The organism is Streptomyces minutiscleroticus (genome assembly GCF_014650875.1).
GTDB classification, from domain to species: domain Bacteria; phylum Actinomycetota; class Actinomycetes; order Streptomycetales; family Streptomycetaceae; genus Streptomyces; species Streptomyces minutiscleroticus.
In genome coordinates this window covers 55,286-73,648 of sequence record NZ_BMVU01000041.1, presented here as the reverse complement: position 1 = coordinate 73,648, position 18,363 = coordinate 55,286, and the positions used below count along the sequence as shown (strand labels likewise).

Here is an 18,363-nt window from a genome sequence, read left to right as displayed (position 1 = left end):
CCAGGTCGAGGCCCTGGAAGATCGGCTTCGCACCCGCGTGGGCGAAGGTCACCCCCTCGAAGCGGACGCCGGTGTCCCGCGGTGCGAGCGGTTCGGGCTCCGCAGCGTCCACCACGGTGGGCGGGTCCAGCAGCAGCTCCGTGAACTGCGCCGCCTCGGTCACCGCGCTTTCCACACGCCGGTAGGTCTGGTTGAACTCGACCATGAGCTGGGTGGCGTTGGAGTAGTAGGTGAAGGCGACGACGATCTCCTCCACCCCCTGGCCCGGGCCGCCGAAGGCGATGACGACCACCAGCCCCAGCACGTTGGTCAGCACCGACATGGGCGCGACCAGGGTGTCCACGCGCCAGGTCCCGTAGTCCCACGACCTCAGCGTCAGGCGCCGGGAGTCCGCGACGCGCCTGCGGTGTTCGTCGGCCTCCCGCCGCTCGGCCGCGAAGGCCCGGATGGTCTCCATGTTCGTGAGGCTGTCGGCGACGTGGCCGGAGACCCGGGCGATCGCCGCCTCACGGTCGTGGACGAGCGCCTGACGGCGACGGATCAGAGGTACGACGCCCACCACGGTCAGCGTGATCATCACCAGGAGACCCACTACGAGCAGCGGCTCGTAGCGCCACAGCACCACGGCACCGAACACCAGCGGCACGAGGATGCCCACCACCCGGAACGTCACCGTGTCGACGAAGTCCTCGAAGCGCCTGCCGAAACCCAGCACCCGCTTCGTCAGGGAGCCGGCGAAGTTGTCGTGGAAGAACGCCGCGTCCCGGGCGAAGAGCTCGTCCATGGCGATCACGTACAGGTGCTCCGCGCCGAGGGCGTCCACGCGGTTCAGGCAGTGCTGCCCGACCCGCCACACGGCCTCGGCGAGCAGCAGCACCACGCCCAGGCCCAGCACGTACGGCAGCGCAGAGGCCAGGGTGAGACCGTCCCCGGTCACCTGCCCGGCCAACTTGGCGACCAGCAGGGGAGCCGCGTAGCGGATGCCGATGTTGCCCACGGCCGGCAACAGCAGCGCGGGCAGGGTCAGTCGTCGTAATCGGAACAGTTCCCGGCCGTACAGGCGCAGTGCGAGGACGACCGCGCTCCTGCCCGGCGTCGGCTCATGCGTCTCTGTCTTCCCCATCACGCTCCCGAAGGCCGGAGTTCGGACGTCTCCCGTCGGAGGAAGCCACCGGTCCAGGCATGGACCGCGGAGGGCCGGGAACAGGACATCGCTGTCGCGGACCCCTCCGCCGTCCGCGTCGGCCGGTTCGGCACGCCGGTGCGGCCGCCCGCCGCCCCCTTCGTCCTCCCGGCCGGGCCCGACGTGGCCGGGCCGGCTCCGCGGCCGCCCTCCGCCGTGTCCTCCTCCCCTGCCGTGACCGGACCCACCGCCGTTCCGCCGGTGGGCGGCGGTGGCGCCGTACCGGAGGGGGCGACCGCGTCAAGGCGCGCGTCCGTCACGAGGGGATCGGGGAGGCGGACCGGCCGCCGGGCGGGCTCCCGGTGGCGGAGGCCGCCGCCGTGGACGGCCACTGCGTCCGGCCGCACCGTGGCGTGTGCCGGTGTCCGTTCGGCAAGGGTGCCCGAGTGGGAAGAGCGGCCTGCCGTCACACGTACTCCTCTCGCACGGTCCACGGGGCCCGGGACCGTTCCGTCTCATGGCTCTGGCATCGGGGTGCGGGGCGGGGACGGCGGCCGTGCGGACCGACGGCACGTCCAGTACGCCGCGCCCCGCTCGGACGATTCCGGTGAGGACGCCGCCGGTGCGCGGACGGCGGCCCCCGTCCGGTGGCCGGGCCGTACCGCGCTGCGGGGACAGGACGCGAACGCCCTCAGGGAGACGCTCGCGGAGCCTGTCGTGCGGGCCCGGTACTGCCGGTCCGGTCCGGTCCGCCGTCGCCCGGCGGGCGGGGCGTTCCGACGGCGTGACGACGCGGAGGCCGCCGTCCCCGGCGCGGTGGGGCAGCCTGCGGTGGCGGACGTACTCCGCCACCGGCGCCGCGCCGGTCTGCCGCGACCACTCGTCGTGGGCGGCGGGGACGACGGTGGCCCGGGCGGTCGCCGTCGGCCCCGCCGCTGTCCCGTCGCCTCCTCCTGGCCGTGGAGGGCCCGGCCCCGCCGCGGGTGTCCGCGGCGGGAAGGCGCACGGCGCGTACCGGCCACCACGGTGTGCGATGGCCCGTCATACGGTCGACGCCGACGCCGATGTCCGTCGCGACGGCGGCCGGGGTCCCCACGGCCCGAAGCCGGCACGCGGTCCATGTCGTGGTTTCCAAGCGTTCCTCCGCGCTGGGACCCGGCTGTCGAACTCCTCCTCCGACTGTAGGCACGCCGCCGCGCCCCCGATAATCGCGCGATCTACGGCGGATGACCGCGGGCACGGCGTCGCGGAGGGGCCGGGACGCCGTCCGGGCCCGCGTGTCCGGCGGCACCGGGGCGACGTGACCGCCGGACACGGCGGTCACGGGGACCGCCGTGCGTCCCCGTCCCGGCCCGTACATCCGCCGGTTATCGTCCCGATAACGACCGAAGATCGGCCGACGGCGGACGCGCCTACCCTGGAAGGGCCGTCGGGCGCTGACTTCCCCGGACGACGTCCGTGCGGCGGGCGTCGTCCCGTCCGCCGGGCCACCGCACGCTCCTCGCTTCCCGCACACGTACTCGCCCGGCCGCCCCGGCTCACCGTGTGGCGTCACGCATTTGAGAAGGCGGATCTGTGACTTTCGTTTCCGAAGACATGAGGACCACCGAGCAACTGGAACTCGCCGTGAAGGCCGGCACCCTGATCTTCGGGTCGGCACAGCGGACCGACCGGTACCCCGTCGACGTGTGCGAGGACGAACCGGCCGCGTTGGACGTCCTCCTCGACCGCATCGACGGGCGCCGGGTGGCCCTCGTCACCGATCACACCGTGGCACGGCTGCACGGGGCGCGCCTGGCCGACCGGTTGCAGGACGCCGGGGTCGCGGTGGAGAGGACCTCGTTCCCGGCCGGTGAGGCGAGCAAGAGCGTCGCCACCGCGATCGGTCTGCTGGACTGGCTCGCCGAGACCGACTTCGCCCGGCGCGACGTCGTGCTGGCCGTGGGCGGCGGAGTCGTCATCGACACGGTGGGCTGGGTGGCCAGCGCGTACATGCGGGGTGTGCCCTACTGCAACGTGCCGACCACCCTGCTCGCGCAGGTGGACGCGTCGCTGGGCGGCAAGGTCGCCGTGGACCACCCCCGTGCGAAGAACCTGATAGGCAGCTTCCACCAGCCGATGGCCGTCGTCTCGAACATCGGCTACCTCGCCACGCTCGACCTGCGGCAGACCCGGGCCGGACTCGCCGAGGCCATCAAGAAGGGCGTCATCTCCTCCCCGGCCCTCTTCGAACTCATCGAGGAACACCACCGGGCCGTCCTGGCCGCGGAGCCGTCGGTCACCGCGCGTCTCGTCCACGGTGCCAGTGTGGTCAAGACACAGCTGGTCGCCCGGGACCCCTACGAAGTCGAACTGCGCCGCCCGCTGAACTTCGGTCACACCATCGGCCACGCCGTGGAGACCGTCACCGGGTACGGTCCCGTGCTGCACGGTGAGGCCGTGGCGTTCGGGATGGCCTGCGCCGCGCGCATCGCGGCCCGGCGCGGCCTGCTGGCCACCAGTGTGCTCGACCGCATCGTCGGACTGCTGCGCCGCGTGGGACTGCCCGTCACCCTGGACGCCCTGCCGGCCGCCGTGGACCCCGCGGCGGTCGTCGCGGCGCTCTCCCAGATCCGTAAGATCCGCGATGGTCACCTGTACTTCGTACTGCCCGAGGACCTGGGGGAGACCTTGATCACCGACGACGTCTCCGACGAGGAGATCCGCGCCTCGCTCACCGCCCCGCACCAGAGCTCGGAGGACAGCTTCACGACCGGGGAAGGAGTCGCGCGTGCCTGACATCGACGTGCTCGTGGTGGGCGGTGTCGGCGTCGACACCATCGCCAACGTACCGCGGCTGCCGCTCCCCGACTCCGATACGATCAAAGTGCCGCCCATGCACGAGTACGTGGCGCACACCGGCAACGGTGTGGCGATGGGCCTGCACCGGCTCGGACTGGGGGTCCACCTGGTCGACACGATCGGGGACGACAGCCGCGGCCGCATGATCATCGACCACTACGCGTCGGCGGGGCTCCCCTTCGACCACCACGTCCACCCGGCCGGCACCCGACGCAGTGTCAACCTCGTGGACCCCGCGGGGCGCCGGCTCTCCCTCTACGACGGCAGGCAGCCCGCGGAGGACGCGCCGCCCGCGGACCTGTACCGGGTGCCGATGCGCCGCGCCCGCCACGTGCACGCCTCGCTGGTGCCCTGGAGCCGGCACGCCCTGGCCGACGCCGTCGCCGCGGGCCTGACCACCTCCACCGATCTGCACAGCTGGGACGGACGCGACTCCTACCGGCACGACTTCGCCTTCCAGGCCGACCTGGTGTTCATGTCCGCGGGCGAACTGGACGGCCGGGTCGAGGAGGTCACCGCGGAGGTGCTCGACCGCGGCCGGGCGCGCGTGGTGGTTGCCATGGACGGCGGCAACGGCAGCTTCCTGCGGCCCAGGGGCGGGTCCCTGCGGCACGTCCCGCCGGTGGTGCTGCCGCCCGAGCAGGTCGTGGACACCAACGGCGCGGGCGACAGCTACGTCGCGGCCTTCCTGTGGGCCTGGCTGGAGGGCCGCCCGTGGGAGGTGTGCGCGGCGGCGGGCTCGCTGGGCGGCGCCCACGCCGTGCAGACCGCGGGCACGCACACCTCGTTCATCGGGGAGAAGGAGCTGCGCGATGCGCTCGGCTGAGACCTCGGCCGAGCCGGTGTCAGCCGCCGGGCCCTCCCGGCCGGGCGGCTCCGACACCGTGCCGCGGTGGGCGGTCGACGCCGGCGGCAGCCGCACCCGGGTCCTGCTCGACGACGGCACCGGGTGGGAGACCGGCACCGTCAACCCGGCGTCGGTGGGGGCCGCCACCGCGCAGGAGACGCTCGCCGGGCTGCTGGCCCGGGTCGCCGCCCACGTGGACGGCGTGCCCTCGGCCGGCTGGATCGCCAGCGCGTCGATCCCCGACGAAGGCGCCGCGCTGCACGCCGCCGGCCTGGCCGGCGCCGCCGCGCGCGCCGGCCTCACGGGCACCGTCGTCGTCACCCGGGACACCGCACCGCTGCTGTACGCGCCCCCGCTGCGAGGCCGCGGCCTGGTGGTGGTGAGCGGGACCGGTTCGGCGGTCGTCGCGGGCGACGGGCAGGGGCCGCCGGTCCCGGTGGGCGGCTGCGAGTACCTCGGCAGCGACGAGGGCAGCGCCTACGCGCTCGGGCTGGCCGGACTGCGCGCCGCGGTCCGTGCTGCGGACGGCCGCGCCGCGCCCACCGCGCTCGGGGCGCGGCTGTGCGCGCAGGCGGGCGCCGACGCCTCCGGCGGCCGCACGCACGACGTGCGCGCCCTGGCCCGGCGGCTGGCGGCCGAACCCTTCCCGAAGCGGGCCGTCGCCGCTCTCGCGCCCGCCGTGTGCCGGTGCTGGCTCGACGGCGACGAGGCCGCCGCACGCGTGGTCGAGGAGGCGCTGGACGACCTCGCCGACGCCGCCCGTGCCGGGCGGGACACGGCCGGCCTGACCGACGGCTGGCGGGTCCTGCTGGTCGGCGGGGTGTTCCACGGCTGCCGGCCCTTCGCCGACGCCTTCGCCGGCCGACTGGCGCGGCTGGGCGCGACCGGACCCCCGCTCATCCCCGCGGACATCACCGAGGTGGTGCTCGGCGCACTGTCGCTCTGGCAGCACACCGGCGGCACGCACCACCCCGCCGGCGGCCATGTCGTCGATCTGCCCGAACCGGCACCCACCGGAGGCACACCATGACCGACACCGCGGAAGGCATCACCCTGGGCCTGTGCCTGACCGCGCTCGCCCCGGCCGGAGCGGAGGCCGCGCTGGCCGAGGCCGCCCGCCAGGGCGTCCGCGTCGTCGACCTGCCCACCGACTCCACTCTGGGCCTGGCCGCCGGTGCCGACGCCCTGGACCCCTCCCGCGTCGACCGGCTGCGGACGCTGCTCACCCGCCACGGCCTGACGGTGGGATGCGTCAGCAACAGCCGCGACGCGCAACTGGTGCTCGGACCGCACGGCCCGCACACCGACCCGGTGCTGCGCGGCACCGCCGACGACAAGCGCCGTCACGGGCTGGCCGCGGCACAGGGCGCCGTCCGGCTGGCGGCCGCGCTCGGCGCTCCGTACGCCCGGCTGATGCTGGGCGTGCCGGACCTGAGCCGCTGGCTGTCGTGGTGGGGCAGCGACGTCGCCTGGCAGGACAACGTGGAGGCGTGGGCCGCCGCCGCCCGGCCGCTGCTCGCCCTCGCCGCCGACCTCGGTGTGCGCGTGCTGGTCGAGCCGCATCCCAAACAGGTCGCCTACGACTCCGCCAGCGCCCGCGCGCTGCTCGCCGCGGCCCCCGGCGTCGGCCTGTGCGTCGACCCGGCCAACCTGGCCGCGGTCGGCCACGACCCCGTCGCCGCGGTGACCGGCTGGGGGGAGGACCTGGCCGCCGTCCACGCCAAGGACCTCCAGGTCTGGCGGCGGCCCGGGGAGCCCAGGGGGGCCGGCTGGTCGCGGTACGGGCCGGGCCCGGCCATCCGCTTCCGCGCCCTGGGCGCAGGCGACCTGCCCTGGAGATCGGTCGTCTCCGCCCTGCTCGACGAGGACTTCCGGGGCGTGCTGTACGTGGAGCACGAGGACGCGCTGCTGCCCACCGCGCAGGGCGTCGCCCGGTCCCTGGCGACGCTGCGGGACCTGGTCCCGGCGGGCACGGCGCAGGGGAGGACGTGGTGACCCTGGACGGAGTACGCGCCGCACTGCTGGCGGGCGGTCTCGGCCAGCGCATGGGTCCGCTCACCGCCGACACCTGCAAGCCCATGGTCCCGTACGCGGCGTCCTGCCGGCTGGTCGACTTCAGTCTGGCCAACGCAGCCGCCTCCGGGGTCCCCGAGGTGGTCCTGATGTCCCTGCACCGGGAGACCGAGCTGGCCGGCCACGTCCTGCGCCACTGGGACGGCCGCACGGGCACCCGGATGCACCTGGGGGCCCACGACCGGCTGGTGCGCGAGCACGGTCTGCCCGGCCCCGGGGAACTGCTGCCCGCCCGGCCGCCGGAACGGGGCACCGCCGACGCCCTGCTCGCCAACGCGCCGTACGTGTTCGCCCCGGGGGCCCGGGACGTCCTGGTCCTGCACGCGGACCACGTCTACCGGATCGACTACGGCCCGATGCTGGAGGCCCACCGGCGTTCCGGGGCCGACTGCACCATCGGCGTGCAGGCGATCGAGCGCAAGTGGGTCCGGCTCTTCGGCATGGTCGAGACGGACGCGCACCTGCGGGTGCTCTCCCTGGTCGAGAAGCCGCGGGAGCCGACCTCGGACCTGGTCTTCACCGCCTTCTGCCTCTTCAGGGCCGACATCCTGCGGGAGGTGCTGGCGGATCTGGCCGCCACCGGCCCCGACGGCTGGCAGCACGACATCAGCCGGGACGTCCTGCCGGCGATGATCCGCGGCGGCCGGGACGTCCGTGCCCATCCGGTGGAGTCGTACTGGGCGGACATCGGCACGGTGGAGCGCTACCACGACCAGCAGCTGCGGCTGCTGGCCGAGCCGCGCCCCTTCGCCGCCGAGGACCTGCCGTGCACGCTGGCGGCCGCCCGGCCGCGCTTCGCACCGGGGACGGGACTGGTCGGCGGCGACGGCACCGCCGTGGTGGAGGAGGGCGCGACCGTCTCGGACAGTGTGCTGCACCCCGGTGCGCGGGTGCGGGCCGGAGCGGCCGTCGTGCGCTCGGTGGTACTGCCGGGGGCCGTCGTGGAGTCCGGCACCCGTGCCGTCGACACCCTCGTCCTCGCGGACGAACGCCTCGGCCACGACCGTACGGGGCTGGCCGGCCTGGACACCGTCCGGTCCGGCTGACCGCCCCCGCCCGCGCCCCGGCCCGCCGATGCGGCCGGATGCCGGCGCCCCCGGTGCGCCGGTTCACAGAAGTCCCGAGTGGGGAGGAAGAACGTGCTCGAATCAGCCGCGGGGCCCGGCCCGGGCCACTCCGGCGACAGCCGTCCCGTCCCGGAGCGTGTCCTGCTCTTCGGCGCCGGCTACGTCGCCGGGCACATCGCCGCACGCCTGAGTGCGCTGGGCAGCGAGGTGGCCGTCAGCTCGCGGCAGCCGCCCCTGACCGCCGAGAGCCGCCGCGCCCGGTGGCACCAGGTCGACGTGGAGTCGCCGGACGCGGTCGCGGCGCTGGTCCGGCGTGTCCGCCCCGACGCCGTGGTGGCGGTGCACGGGCCGTCCGACATCACCTGGTGCGAGACCCACCCCGCGGAGACCATGGCCGCCCACCACGGCGGTGCCCGCAACATCGCCGCCGCGCTGGACGGCCGGCCCGTCCTGCTGATCTCCACCGACAACGTCTTCGACGGACACGCCGAGAGCCACGGGGAGTCCGCCGTCCCCGAGCCCGCCAACGCCTACGGCCGCGCGAAGCTCGCCGCCGAGAGGGAGCTGCTGGCCACGCAGGACGCCCTGGTCCTGCGGGTCAGTCTGGTCTACGGCCTGGGCGACACCGGGGCCCGCCCCAACTTCCTCACCAGCACCGTACGGACCCTCAGGAGCGGCCGGCCGCTGCTGGTGCCGGAGGACCACTGGAACACCCCCGTGCTGGTGGACGACGTCGCCCACTGGTCGGCGGCCCTGCTGCGCGCGGGCCGCAGGGGCGTCCTCCACCTCGGCGGGCCGCGCCGTATCGGCCGGGCCGCCTGGGCCCGGCACATCGCCGAGGCCCTCGGCGCCGACCCCGCCCTGGTCAGACCCGCGCCGCGCACCGGCACCGCCTACGCCTGCCGGCCGCGCAACGCGTGCCTGCACAGCGAACTGGCCGGCCGCTACCCCGAACTCGGCCCGCACCCGCCGGCCGACGTCCTGCACTGCACTCCCGCGCTGATATCGACCTGACGACCGGAAAGGCAGCCCAGCCATGACCACCACCGACGTCTTCCTCGCCAGCAAGCGCGCGGCCCTGTCCTACGACACCGACCCCGGCACGGGCGAACTGCGGGCCTGGCTGGCCCCCGGCGGCACCGGCAACGTCGTCGCCGAGCAGGCGGGCGTGCTCAACGTCTCCTGGATCGCCAGCGCCGACTCCGACGACGACCGGCGCGCGGCCGCCGCGAACCCGGAGGGCGTCACCATGCGGCTGCACTCCGGCCGCGACATCCGGGTCCGTCTGATCCGGCACGACGAACGGGTCTTCCGGTCCGTGCAGAACCACGTGACCGCCGACCTGCTGTGGGCGGCCAACAACTACGGCTGGGACCGCTGGACGCAGCCGTCCTTCGACGCCGCCACACGCGCCGGCTGGTCCGACTTCGACCGGTTCACCCACGACTTCGCGGACGAGCTCCTCAAGAGCTCCGCCACGTCGGCCGACCCGCTCTTCCTCGTGCACGACTACCAGCTGGTGCGGGTCCCCGCCCTCCTGCGCGAGCAGCGGCCCCACGCGCCGATCCTGCTGTTCGTCCACATCCCCTGGCCGTCCGCGGACTACTGGCGGGTGCTGCCCCGCGAGGCACGCGCCGGCATCGTCCGCGACATGCTGCCCGCCACGACCATCGGGTTCTTCGCCGACCGCTGGTGCCGCAACTTCCTGGACTGCGTGGCGGACCTGCTGCCGGACGCCCGGGTCGACCGGGAGGCGATGACGGTCGAGCGGCAGGGCCACCGCACGCAATTGCGCACCATGCCGCTCGGCTACAGCCCGCTCACGCTGGACGGCCGGCAGCCGGAGCTGCCCGAGGGCGTCGAGGAGTGGGCCTCGGGCCACCGGCTGGTCGTGCACAGCGGCCGCACCGACCCCATCAAGAACGCCGAGCGCGCCGTGCGCGCCTTCGTCCTGGCCGCCCGCTCCGGTGACCTCGCCGACGTCCGCATGCTCGTGCGGATGAACCCCAACCGGCTGTACGTGCCCGCCAACGCCGACTACGTACGGCGGGTGGAGGCCGCGGTGAGCGAGGCCAACGCCGCGCTCGGACCGGACACCGTGCGCATCCACACCGACAACGACGTGAACCACACCATCGCCTGCTTCCGCCGGGCCGACCTGCTGATGTTCAACTCCACCGTCGACGGCCAGAACCTCAGCACCTTCGAGGCCCCGCTCGTCAACGAGCACGACGCCGACGTCATCCTGTCCGAGATGTGCGGCGCGGCCGAGGTCCTCGGCCCGTACTGCCGTACCGTCAACCCCTTCGACCTGGCGGAGCAGGCCGAGGCGATCGGTGCCGCACTGGCGCAGGACGACGGGGAGCGGGCCCGTTCGGCGGCACGTCGCAGGGAGGCCGCCCGGCCCTGGACGCTGGAGTCCTGGGTGCGGGCACAGCTCGACGGCCTCGCCGCCGACCACGGAGCACGCCATGACCACCACTGACCGTCCGTTTCCCCCCGCGAGGCCGGGCGCCGGGGAGCGGTACGCCACGCCCCAGCAGGTGTCCCAGTACCGGCTCGGCGACACGACGCTGGTGGGCGGCGAGGGGATACGCGCCTGGGACAGCGAGGGACGCGAGTACCTCGACTGCGTCTCCGGCACGTTCAACCTGCTGCTCGGCCACCAGCACCCGGAGGTGATGGCGGCCGTCCGCGAGCAGACGGAGCGGCTGGTCTTCGCCAGTTCCTCCTTCCGGACCGAGCCCACCGACCGGCTCATGCAGGAGCTGGCCGCCATCAGCCCGCCCAATCTGACCCGGGTGAACCTGCGCAGCTCCAGCGGCTCCACCGCCAACGAGGGCGCCATCAAGATGGCCCAGCTGCACACCGGGCGGCGCGACGTGATCGTGCCCTTCCGGGCCCACCTGGGGCAGAGCATCGCGACGGCGGGCCTGAACGGGACGGCCAAGCTGCGCGCGCCGTTCCCCTACCGCTACCCCGGCGGCCTGCACGTGCCGGGCCCCTACTGCTTCCGCTGCTTCTACCGGCAGACTCCCGACACCTGCGGCATGCTCTGCGTCGAGCGGATCGAGGACTTCATCACCTACGCCAGCTCCGGGAGCGTGGCCTGCGTGGTGATCGAACCGATCAGCGGCGCGGGCGGCAACATCGTCCCGCCCGACGGCTACCTCCAGGAACTGCGCCGCTTCTGCGACGAGCACGAGATCGTGCTGGTCTTCGACGAGATCCAGACCGGCCTGGGCCGTACGGGCAGCATGTTCGCCGCCGACCACTTCGGCGTCCAGCCGCACATGATGACGCTCGCCAAGGGGCTCACCGGCAGCGGTCTGCCGATGGCGGCCATCCTCACCGAGGAGCGCATGGCCGACTGGGACCGCGGCCTGCACGGCTTCACCTACGGCAGTCACACCCTCTCGGCCGCGGCGGCGCTCGCCACCCTGGAGGTGGTGCGCCGGCCCGGCTTCCTGGAGAACGTCAGGGCCAGCGGCGAGGTCCTGCTGACCCGGCTGCGCGATCTCCAGCGGGACCGCCCGGTCCTCGGTGACGTGCGCGGGATCGGGCTGATGCTCGGTGTGGAGCTCGTGGAGCCGGACGGCAGCCCGGCCGTCGCGCGGGCGCGTGCCTACCAGCGGGCGCTGCAGGACCACGGCGTGCTCGTCCGGGTCTCCGAACACGGCGAGGGCAGCACCATCGAACTGCGGCCGCCCCTGATCCTGACCCCCGACGAGGCCCACCTGGTGGCCGACCGCTTCGCCGAGGCACTGGAGGAGATCACGTGAACGACCGCGGACCGGCCACCGAGGACCCCACGCACCGGACACCAGGAGCACCGGACCGCTGCGGCGCGGGCCGGCCGGCGGCGCGGCGGGAGCGCGGCGCCGGGCGGCGTACGAGGGCGGGCGCGGTGGCATGCGGGTGACGCTGGAGGAGGGCCGGGCCCTCCTGCGCTCCTCGCCGCCGCCGCGCCCGGCGGGAGCCTCCTCGGTCCTGGTCGACATCGAGCTGGCCGGCCTGTGCCGCTCCGACCTCAAGGAGGTCGCCGGCGCCCGCCACGGGCCGAGCCAGTTCGGTCACGAACTGGTCGGCAGGGTGCGGACGTCCACCGTTGCGGGCCTCACGGAGGGCACGCGGGTGGTGCTGGACCCCAATGTCCGGGTCGACCGGGGCACCGGTTTCGCGGACCGCATGTGGGCCGCGGGACCGCCCGCCCTCCTCCGGCAGGCGCTCCAGCCCGTCCCCGACGGCCTGCCCGCGCGCCGCCTGGTCTTCGCCGAGCCGCTGGCCTGCGCGGTCCACTGTCTCCGGGTGGCCGGGCGCCGGGCCGGCGACCTGGCGGGTGCCGCAGTGACGGTGCTGGGCGCGGGAACCGCCGGGGTGCTCATCGCCGCGCTCGCCCGGCGCGCGGGCGCCCGCGTGACGCTGGGCAACCGCGGGCACGAGCGCGTCGCGGCGGTCCGGCGCACCGGTGTGGCCGGAACCGACGTCCACGCCTTCGACCGGCTCCCGGACCGCAGCGCCGACGTCGTCGTGGCCGCCACCAGCTTCGTGGTGCCCGCCGTGCTGGACGTGGCACGGCGCATCCTGGCGCCGGGCGGGCTGCTGGTCCTCTACGGCGGCACCGCGCCCGGGGACCGTCACCCCGGCCTGGACTGCGACCTGGACGCCCTGCGCCGCTCGGAGTCCGTCTCCGCCCTCTCCTGGCAGGGCCGCCCGGTCAGGGTGGCGGGCAGTTACGGCACCGCCGAGGAGGACTTCGACGCCGTGGTGCGTCTCCTCTCCGACCGCGAGGACCCCTTGGCGGCGGAGGCCCTCGTCTCCGCCGAGGTGGACCTCGAAGGTCTGGTCTCCCTCCTCTCCGCGGCCGCGCCGCTCCCTCCGGGCAAGGTTCTGGTGCACCCCGACCCGCGGTGACGTGGTGCTGCGCCCCGCACCGCGATGACGTGGTACGCGCCGCCCCGCGGTGACGGGCCGGCGCGACGCGGAGAGGGCCGCACGCCGCCTCGCGCCGGGAGGACGACGGTCCGTCCGGCGGGCGCGGCCGATGCGGCCGTGCGGCCCTCGGCCGCGGTGTTCCTCCCGCCCGGGTGCGCACGCCCGCCGGCTCACCGGCCGTTCCGGCGCGGGGAGAGAACGGGACCGCCCGGTCCGTGCGGCACATCCGGTGCGCACTCACCGGCGCCGCGAAAAACGAATGAGCCGCGCAAGGGAATTCCCTTACACGGACGCAGCGGCCCGTGCCGCCGTTCCGAGAAAAACAGGTATTTTCCCCAGGATCGGCTGCGGAAAGACACCGCTTCGCGATTCCCCGGCGCCCGCGGCTACGTCCGGGCGGATTCCTCGGCGACCACCGTCGCGACCGCGCCCGCCCACCCCCGGTGAGGAACAGAGCGGTCCTGAACCCGTAACCCGCAGGCTTTGCCACGGAAACACGGGACGGCGCCGAACGCGGGGATCGTGCCTCCGCCCCGTCCTCGGCGGAGGCACGACCTTCCCCCGCGGGTTCCATGCCCACGGCCGCTTCGTGGCACAGCGGGGGCGGGACGCCGGACACGGCCGGCTCGCGGGTCGCCGTGCAGGAGCCAACGGGGAAACCTCGCACACCGGGACCAACCGGAGTCGACCGGTCCGGTGCCGGAGCGCCGGGGAAGGTGACCGGGAGCGAGCGGACCCTCACATTCCGGCCGTTCTCGCGCCACGCGGGGCACCGCCGCCGACCTCGGACGACATGCGCATCGCCTGCGTCGTCACCGAGCCGTCCCGGCAACCGGGTCCGCAGCTTGTGCACCCATGCCGCCCACCCCGCTCCCGGCCCGTCCGGCCGCGCCCGGGCCCGTCCGGGCGCGGCCGGACGACCGGTGTGTCACGGCGCCCGCACCGCGCGACCGCTGCGCGGATGCGATGCGCGTCCCACGTGGCCGAAATGCGTGTCCCATTCCGCCGGCACACCGGTCCTCACTGTCCGCGCGTCGAATGATCCGTATACTCGTCGAAACCGTTTTGTTTTCCGGAAGTTGTCCGATCCCCTCTTTTCCGCCGTCGTCATCGCTTGGCGACCGACCTGCCGAACAACGCATTGGTGTCCGACGATGCGTCCACTCGTCGCATATGTGGGCGGATCCAGGGAAGACGATCGCCGATTACCACGGTATTCACCGTGGAAGGGCATGACGGTTCCTTCATGTGACTCCATTTTTCCGGTGCTCCGGCCGACGAATTCCGCGCTGAAGGAGGTTCCATGGCGACAGCAGAAGACGCCCCCGTCGGCAGCGTCCCAGGCGGCCCGCTCCCCGCGGCGATCCCGCAGAAGGGCCGTCTGCGGTTCAACGTTCTGGGCCTGATGCAGATCCAGACCGGTTCCCGTGTACAGGAGTTCGGCTCGCCGCAGTGCCAGGCGTTCATGGCCGTCCTGCTCCTCCAGCCGGGTCGAGCCGCGACACTGTCCGAGATGGTCAACGGCATCTGGGGGAGCGAGCCGCCCGACACCGCGGTCGCCACGGTCCGCACGCACGCCTGGAAGTGGCGCCGGTTCCTGGACACCTGCGGCGTGGGCCGGGACGTCCTGCTGTCGAAGGGCGACGGCTACCGCCTGGCGCTTCCCGCCGTCGTGACCGACGTGGACGAGGTGGACACGCTCGTCCTGAGGGCCTCGGCGGCCCGCGCCCGGGGCCGTCTCGCCGAGGCCGCCGCCTTGCTGGAGGAGGCGCTCGGCCACTGGTACGGAGACCCGCTCAGCGCCATTCCGGGTGAGTCGGCCGAGCGCCAGCGCAGCCGGCTCACCGAGATGCGCATCGCGCTGAGCGAGGACCACAGCGAGCTTCAACTCGCTCTCGGCCGGGCGGCGGGCGCCGTCCCGGACCTGATGCTGCTGACCGCGGCGCACCCGCTGCGCCAGCGGGCCCACGGCCTGCTGATGCAGGCCCTGCACGCCACCGGCCGGCAGGCCGAGGCACTGGCCGTCTTCCAGAAGGTGCGCCGGGCCCTCGCCGAGGAGCACGGCATCGATCCGAGCCCCGAACTGGTCCGGCTGCACCAGCAGATCCTCGCCGGCTCGACGGCCGAGGAGCCGCGGGCCGCCACCGAGAGGTCCCCCGGGGTGCCGGAATGGTCCACCGCCCCGTGGCCGGTGCCCCACCAGTTGCCGTACGGCAGCGGGGACTACGTGGGCAACGAGGAGGCGCTGGCGTCCGTCACCGCCGCGTTGCTCCGTTCGCACGGCTCCGGGCCGGCCGTCGTCGCGGTGGACGGTGTGCCCGGCGCGGGCAAGTCAGCGCTGGCCCTGCGCGCCGCCCGCCTGGTGCAGTACTCGTTCCCGGCCGGCGTGCTCTACGCGAACCTCTGCCCCGACGGCACACCTGCCGACCCCTCCGGTGTCCTGGTCAGCTTCCTGCTCTCGCTCGGGCTGCCGCCGGCCGCCGTGCCCACCGGGCTGAGCGACCTGTCCGCCCTGTTCCGGTCGATGACCGACGCCCGTGAACTGCTCGTCGTGCTCGACCAGGCCCATGACGTGGCACAGGTGCGTCCCTTACTGCCTGGCAGCCCGCAGTGCTCCGTCCTGCTCACGAGCACCGCACGGCTGTCCAACCTGTCGGTGACCCGCCGGATCGTGCTGGGACCGGTGTCCGACGCGGACGCGCTCGGCATCCTCGCCTCCCTGCTGGGCCGCGAACGCGTGGCGGCGGACGAGCCGGCGGCCCTGGAGCTGGTACAGGCGTGCGGCAGGCTGCCACTCGTCCTGCACGCGGTCGGCGACTGGCTCGCGGCCCGGCCGCAGCGGTCGCTGAGGACCGCGCTCCGGCAGATCCACGACGGTCCGCAGTTCCTGCTGTCCTACGACTCCGTCGTCGCGTGTTTCGAGCGGAGCCTGCGGCGGCTGGCCCCGGGGGAGGTGCGGGCCTGGGCGCGCCTGGCCTCCTGCGGCACCACCCTGACACCGGCGTCCACGTCGCGGGCGCTGGCCGTTCCCCGCCAGCAGGCCGAACTGCTGCTGGAGAGACTCGCCGACGCGTCCCTGCTGGAACCGGTGTCCTGCAGCGGCTACCACTTCCCGGCCCTGCTGCGGCACTTCGCCCGGCACAGGCACGCAGGCCGCGATGGGCCGGACCGGCTCCGTCCGGAGGCCGCCTGACGACGGGCCCAGGCCCCGGCTCCGCCTGGGAGCCGGGGCCTGGGCCGGTGCTGGGGCCGGGGCCGATCGTGTCCCCCTACTTCACCGATCCGGCCATCACCCCCTGCACGAAGTGCCGCTGGAAGGCGAAGAACACCACGAGCGGGACGACGAGCGACAGGAAGGCGCCCGGTGCCAGGACGTCGATGTTGCTGCCGAACTGGCGGATCTGGGACTGGAGTTCCACGGTGAGCGGCTGTGCGCCGCTGTTGGCGAAGAGCAGCGCCACCAGCATGTCGTTCCACACCCACAGGAACTGGAAGACGGCCAGGGAGGCGATGGCGGGCCGGGCCACCGGCAGGACCAGCTGGAGGAAGATGCGCCATTCGGTGCCGCCGTCCATCCGCGCCGCCTCCAGCATCTCCTTCGGCATCTCGGCGAAGTAGTTGCGCAGCAGGAAGACGGCGAACGGAAGCCCGTAGGCCACGTGGAAGAGCACGACGCCGGGGATGGACCCGAACAGCCCCAGCTGGCCGAAGAGCTTCGCGACCGGCAACAGGCCGACCTGCACCGGGATCACCAGCAGCGCCACCACGACCAGGAAGATCGCATCGCGGCCGGGGAACTCCAGCCAGGCGAACGCGTAGCCGGCCAGGGCCGCGACGACCACCACCAGGAAGGTCGTCGGCACCGAGATGAGCACGGTGTTCCAGAACGACTGCGTGATCCCGCTGTTCTCCAGCAGGGCGGAGTAGTTGTCGAAGGAGAGCTGCCCTGGGTGGGCGAACACCGTCCACCAGCCGCCCTCGGCGGTGTCCTGCGAGGAGCGCAGCGAGGAGAGGAACAGCCCGGCCAGGGGGGTGAGCCAGATCAGGCCGATGAGGACGAGGAAGGCCTGGACCAGGCTGCTGCTCAAGGCGCGCCGGACGGCGGTCATCACTGGCTCCTTCTGAAGCGACGGACGTTGAAGATCATCGCGGGGACCACGAGGAGCAGCAGGAGCACGCCGAGGGCGCTGCCGAGCCCCTGGTTGTTGCCGCCGCCGAAGGACACCAGCCACATCTGGGTCGCCAGCACGTTGGCGTCCTCCTGCACCGGGCCGGGCGCGATGATGTAGACGAGGTCGAAGACCTTCATCACATTGATCACGAGCGTCACGAACACCACGGTCAGGACGGGGGCCAGCAGGGGGACGGTGATCCTGCGGAAGATCTGCCACTCGTTCGCCCCGTCCATCCGGGCCGCCTCCAGCGCCTCCCTCGGCAGGGTCGACAGCCCGGCGCCGATCAGCACCATCGCGAAGCCGGTCCAGATCCACAGGTACGCGCCGATGATGGCCGGGGTGACGAGGGTCGGGCCGAGCCAGGAGACGCCGTCGTAGGGCGCGGCGAAGTTCGCGGCGGGCAGCCGCAGGGTGTAGGAGCCCGGGTCCAGCCCGGTGAAGCGGAAGGAGCCGTCGGAGGCGGTGTCCGTGCTCGCCACCGTCTTTCCGTCGCGCACCGCCTCGACCGTCATCCCGGGCAGTCCGCTCTCCTCGCGGTCGACCTCGCCCTGCTTCCCTCCGCCGCCCGGGACGAAGTCCAGGTAGACGGTGCCGCGCAGCTCGTCGGGGCCGGCCTCGCGGGCGGCGGCCCCGTACGCGGGGGCGGCGTCGTCGGGCAGGTCCTTGGCGGGGAGGCCGACCAGGGGCAGCGCCACCGTCCGCCCCGGGGAGACGGCCGCCTCCGTGCGGTAGGACCCGTCCTCGTCCTTGTGCAGGCCCTGTCCGTCGCGGGCGCGGACGGTGGGGTACGGCGAGGCGCCCTCGAAGACGTCGTGGACGGAGACGACGGCCGCGTTCAGCACGCCCTTGTCCGGGTCCTCGTCGTAGGCGAGCCGGAAGACGATGCCGGCGGCGAGGAAGGAGACCGCCATGGGCAGGAACATCAGCAGTTTGAAGGCGGTGGCCCAGCGGACCTTCTCCACCAGGACGGCGAGGACGAGGCCGAGTCCGGTCAGCAGCACCGGGGCCACGACCACCCAGATCACGGTGTTGCGGATGGCCTTGAGCGTCGCCGGGTCGCGGAAGATCTCGGCGTAGTTGTCGCCGCCGACGAACCGGGTGCCGGAGGCGTCGTAGAAGCTGCGGCCGACGGAGAACAGCACGGGGTAGACGACGAGCGCGCCCAGCAGGAGCAGGGCGGGCAGCACGAACAGCAGGGCGACGAGCCGTCCCCGCCGCCGCGCCCGGCGCCGGCCGTCGGCGGGGGCGGGCGCGGGCGGGGTGGTGCTCGGTGCGTCCTTCACGAGTGCGGTGGTCATGGCG

General features: G+C 73.9%; 13 protein-coding genes. 10 read left to right on the top strand and 3 right to left on the bottom strand.

Annotated elements, in window-relative coordinates; all coding sequences use genetic code 11:
- Nucleotides 1-1,123 (bottom strand): ABC transporter transmembrane domain-containing protein (locus tag IE271_RS30055; protein ID WP_190193620.1); only part of this gene is annotated, 1,123 nt, incomplete at its 3' end.
- 1,596 nt (nt 1,124-2,719) lie between these two features.
- Between IE271_RS30055 and aroB the strand changes: the two genes are divergently transcribed.
- From aroB to IE271_RS30005, 10 genes are all read left to right on the top strand, one after another.
- On the top strand, nt 2,720-3,901 hold the full coding sequence (gene aroB / locus IE271_RS30050; protein ID WP_190193619.1) for a 3-dehydroquinate synthase: 1,182 nt from the start codon (nt 2,720-2,722) through the stop codon (nt 3,899-3,901).
- Complete coding sequence (locus tag IE271_RS30045) at nt 3,894-4,790, top strand: carbohydrate kinase family protein (RefSeq protein ID WP_190193618.1); 897 nt, start codon at nt 3,894-3,896, stop codon at nt 4,788-4,790. The genes aroB and IE271_RS30045 overlap by 8 nt, the downstream gene beginning before the upstream one ends.
- Nucleotides 4,777-5,841 (top strand): BadF/BadG/BcrA/BcrD ATPase family protein, encoded by a 1,065-nt coding sequence (locus IE271_RS30040; RefSeq protein ID WP_190193617.1) that lies wholly within the window; start codon nt 4,777-4,779, stop codon nt 5,839-5,841. The genes IE271_RS30045 and IE271_RS30040 overlap by 14 nt, the downstream gene beginning before the upstream one ends.
- Entirely contained in the window at nt 5,838-6,806 is a 969-nt protein-coding gene (locus tag IE271_RS30035; protein WP_190193616.1) for a sugar phosphate isomerase/epimerase family protein, read from the top strand. The genes IE271_RS30040 and IE271_RS30035 overlap by 4 nt, the downstream gene beginning before the upstream one ends.
- Nucleotides 6,803-7,930, top strand: a complete 1,128-nt coding sequence (locus tag IE271_RS30030; RefSeq protein ID WP_190193615.1) for a sugar phosphate nucleotidyltransferase — start codon at nt 6,803-6,805, stop codon at nt 7,928-7,930. Before IE271_RS30035 ends, IE271_RS30030 begins: the two co-directional genes overlap by 4 nt.
- A gap of 93 nt (nt 7,931-8,023) precedes the next feature.
- A complete protein-coding gene (locus tag IE271_RS30025; protein ID WP_229919639.1) occupies nt 8,024-8,965 on the top strand; it encodes an SDR family oxidoreductase in 942 nt (313 codons plus the stop codon).
- 22 nt (nt 8,966-8,987) lie between these two features.
- Nucleotides 8,988-10,436 carry a trehalose-6-phosphate synthase gene (locus IE271_RS30020; RefSeq protein WP_190193613.1) on the top strand — a complete coding sequence of 483 codons (1,449 nt, stop codon included), beginning with the start codon at nt 8,988-8,990 and terminating at the stop codon, nt 10,434-10,436.
- On the top strand, nt 10,423-11,733 hold the full coding sequence (locus IE271_RS30015) for an aspartate aminotransferase family protein (protein WP_190193612.1): 1,311 nt from the start codon (nt 10,423-10,425) through the stop codon (nt 11,731-11,733). Before IE271_RS30020 ends, IE271_RS30015 begins: the two co-directional genes overlap by 14 nt.
- A gap of 130 nt (nt 11,734-11,863) precedes the next feature.
- Nucleotides 11,864-12,865, top strand: a complete 1,002-nt coding sequence (locus tag IE271_RS30010; RefSeq protein ID WP_229919638.1) for an alcohol dehydrogenase catalytic domain-containing protein — start codon at nt 11,864-11,866, stop codon at nt 12,863-12,865.
- A 1,324-nt stretch (nt 12,866-14,189) separates the two neighbouring features.
- Nucleotides 14,190-16,079, top strand: coding sequence for an AfsR/SARP family transcriptional regulator (locus IE271_RS30005; RefSeq protein ID WP_190193611.1), 1,890 nt, complete (start codon nt 14,190-14,192; stop codon nt 16,077-16,079).
- Between the two features lie 76 nt (nt 16,080-16,155).
- Here the strand turns inward: IE271_RS30005 and IE271_RS30000 are convergent, their stop codons facing one another.
- Both IE271_RS30000 and IE271_RS29995 read right to left on the bottom strand, forming a co-directional pair.
- Nucleotides 16,156-16,995 (bottom strand): carbohydrate ABC transporter permease, encoded by an 840-nt coding sequence (locus tag IE271_RS30000; RefSeq protein WP_190193610.1) that lies wholly within the window; start codon nt 16,993-16,995, stop codon nt 16,156-16,158.
- Nucleotides 16,995-18,359, bottom strand: coding sequence for an ABC transporter permease (locus tag IE271_RS29995; RefSeq protein WP_190193609.1), 1,365 nt, complete (start codon nt 18,357-18,359; stop codon nt 16,995-16,997). Before IE271_RS29995 ends, IE271_RS30000 begins: the two co-directional genes overlap by 1 nt.
- Between the last annotated feature and the right edge of the window lie 4 nt (nt 18,360-18,363).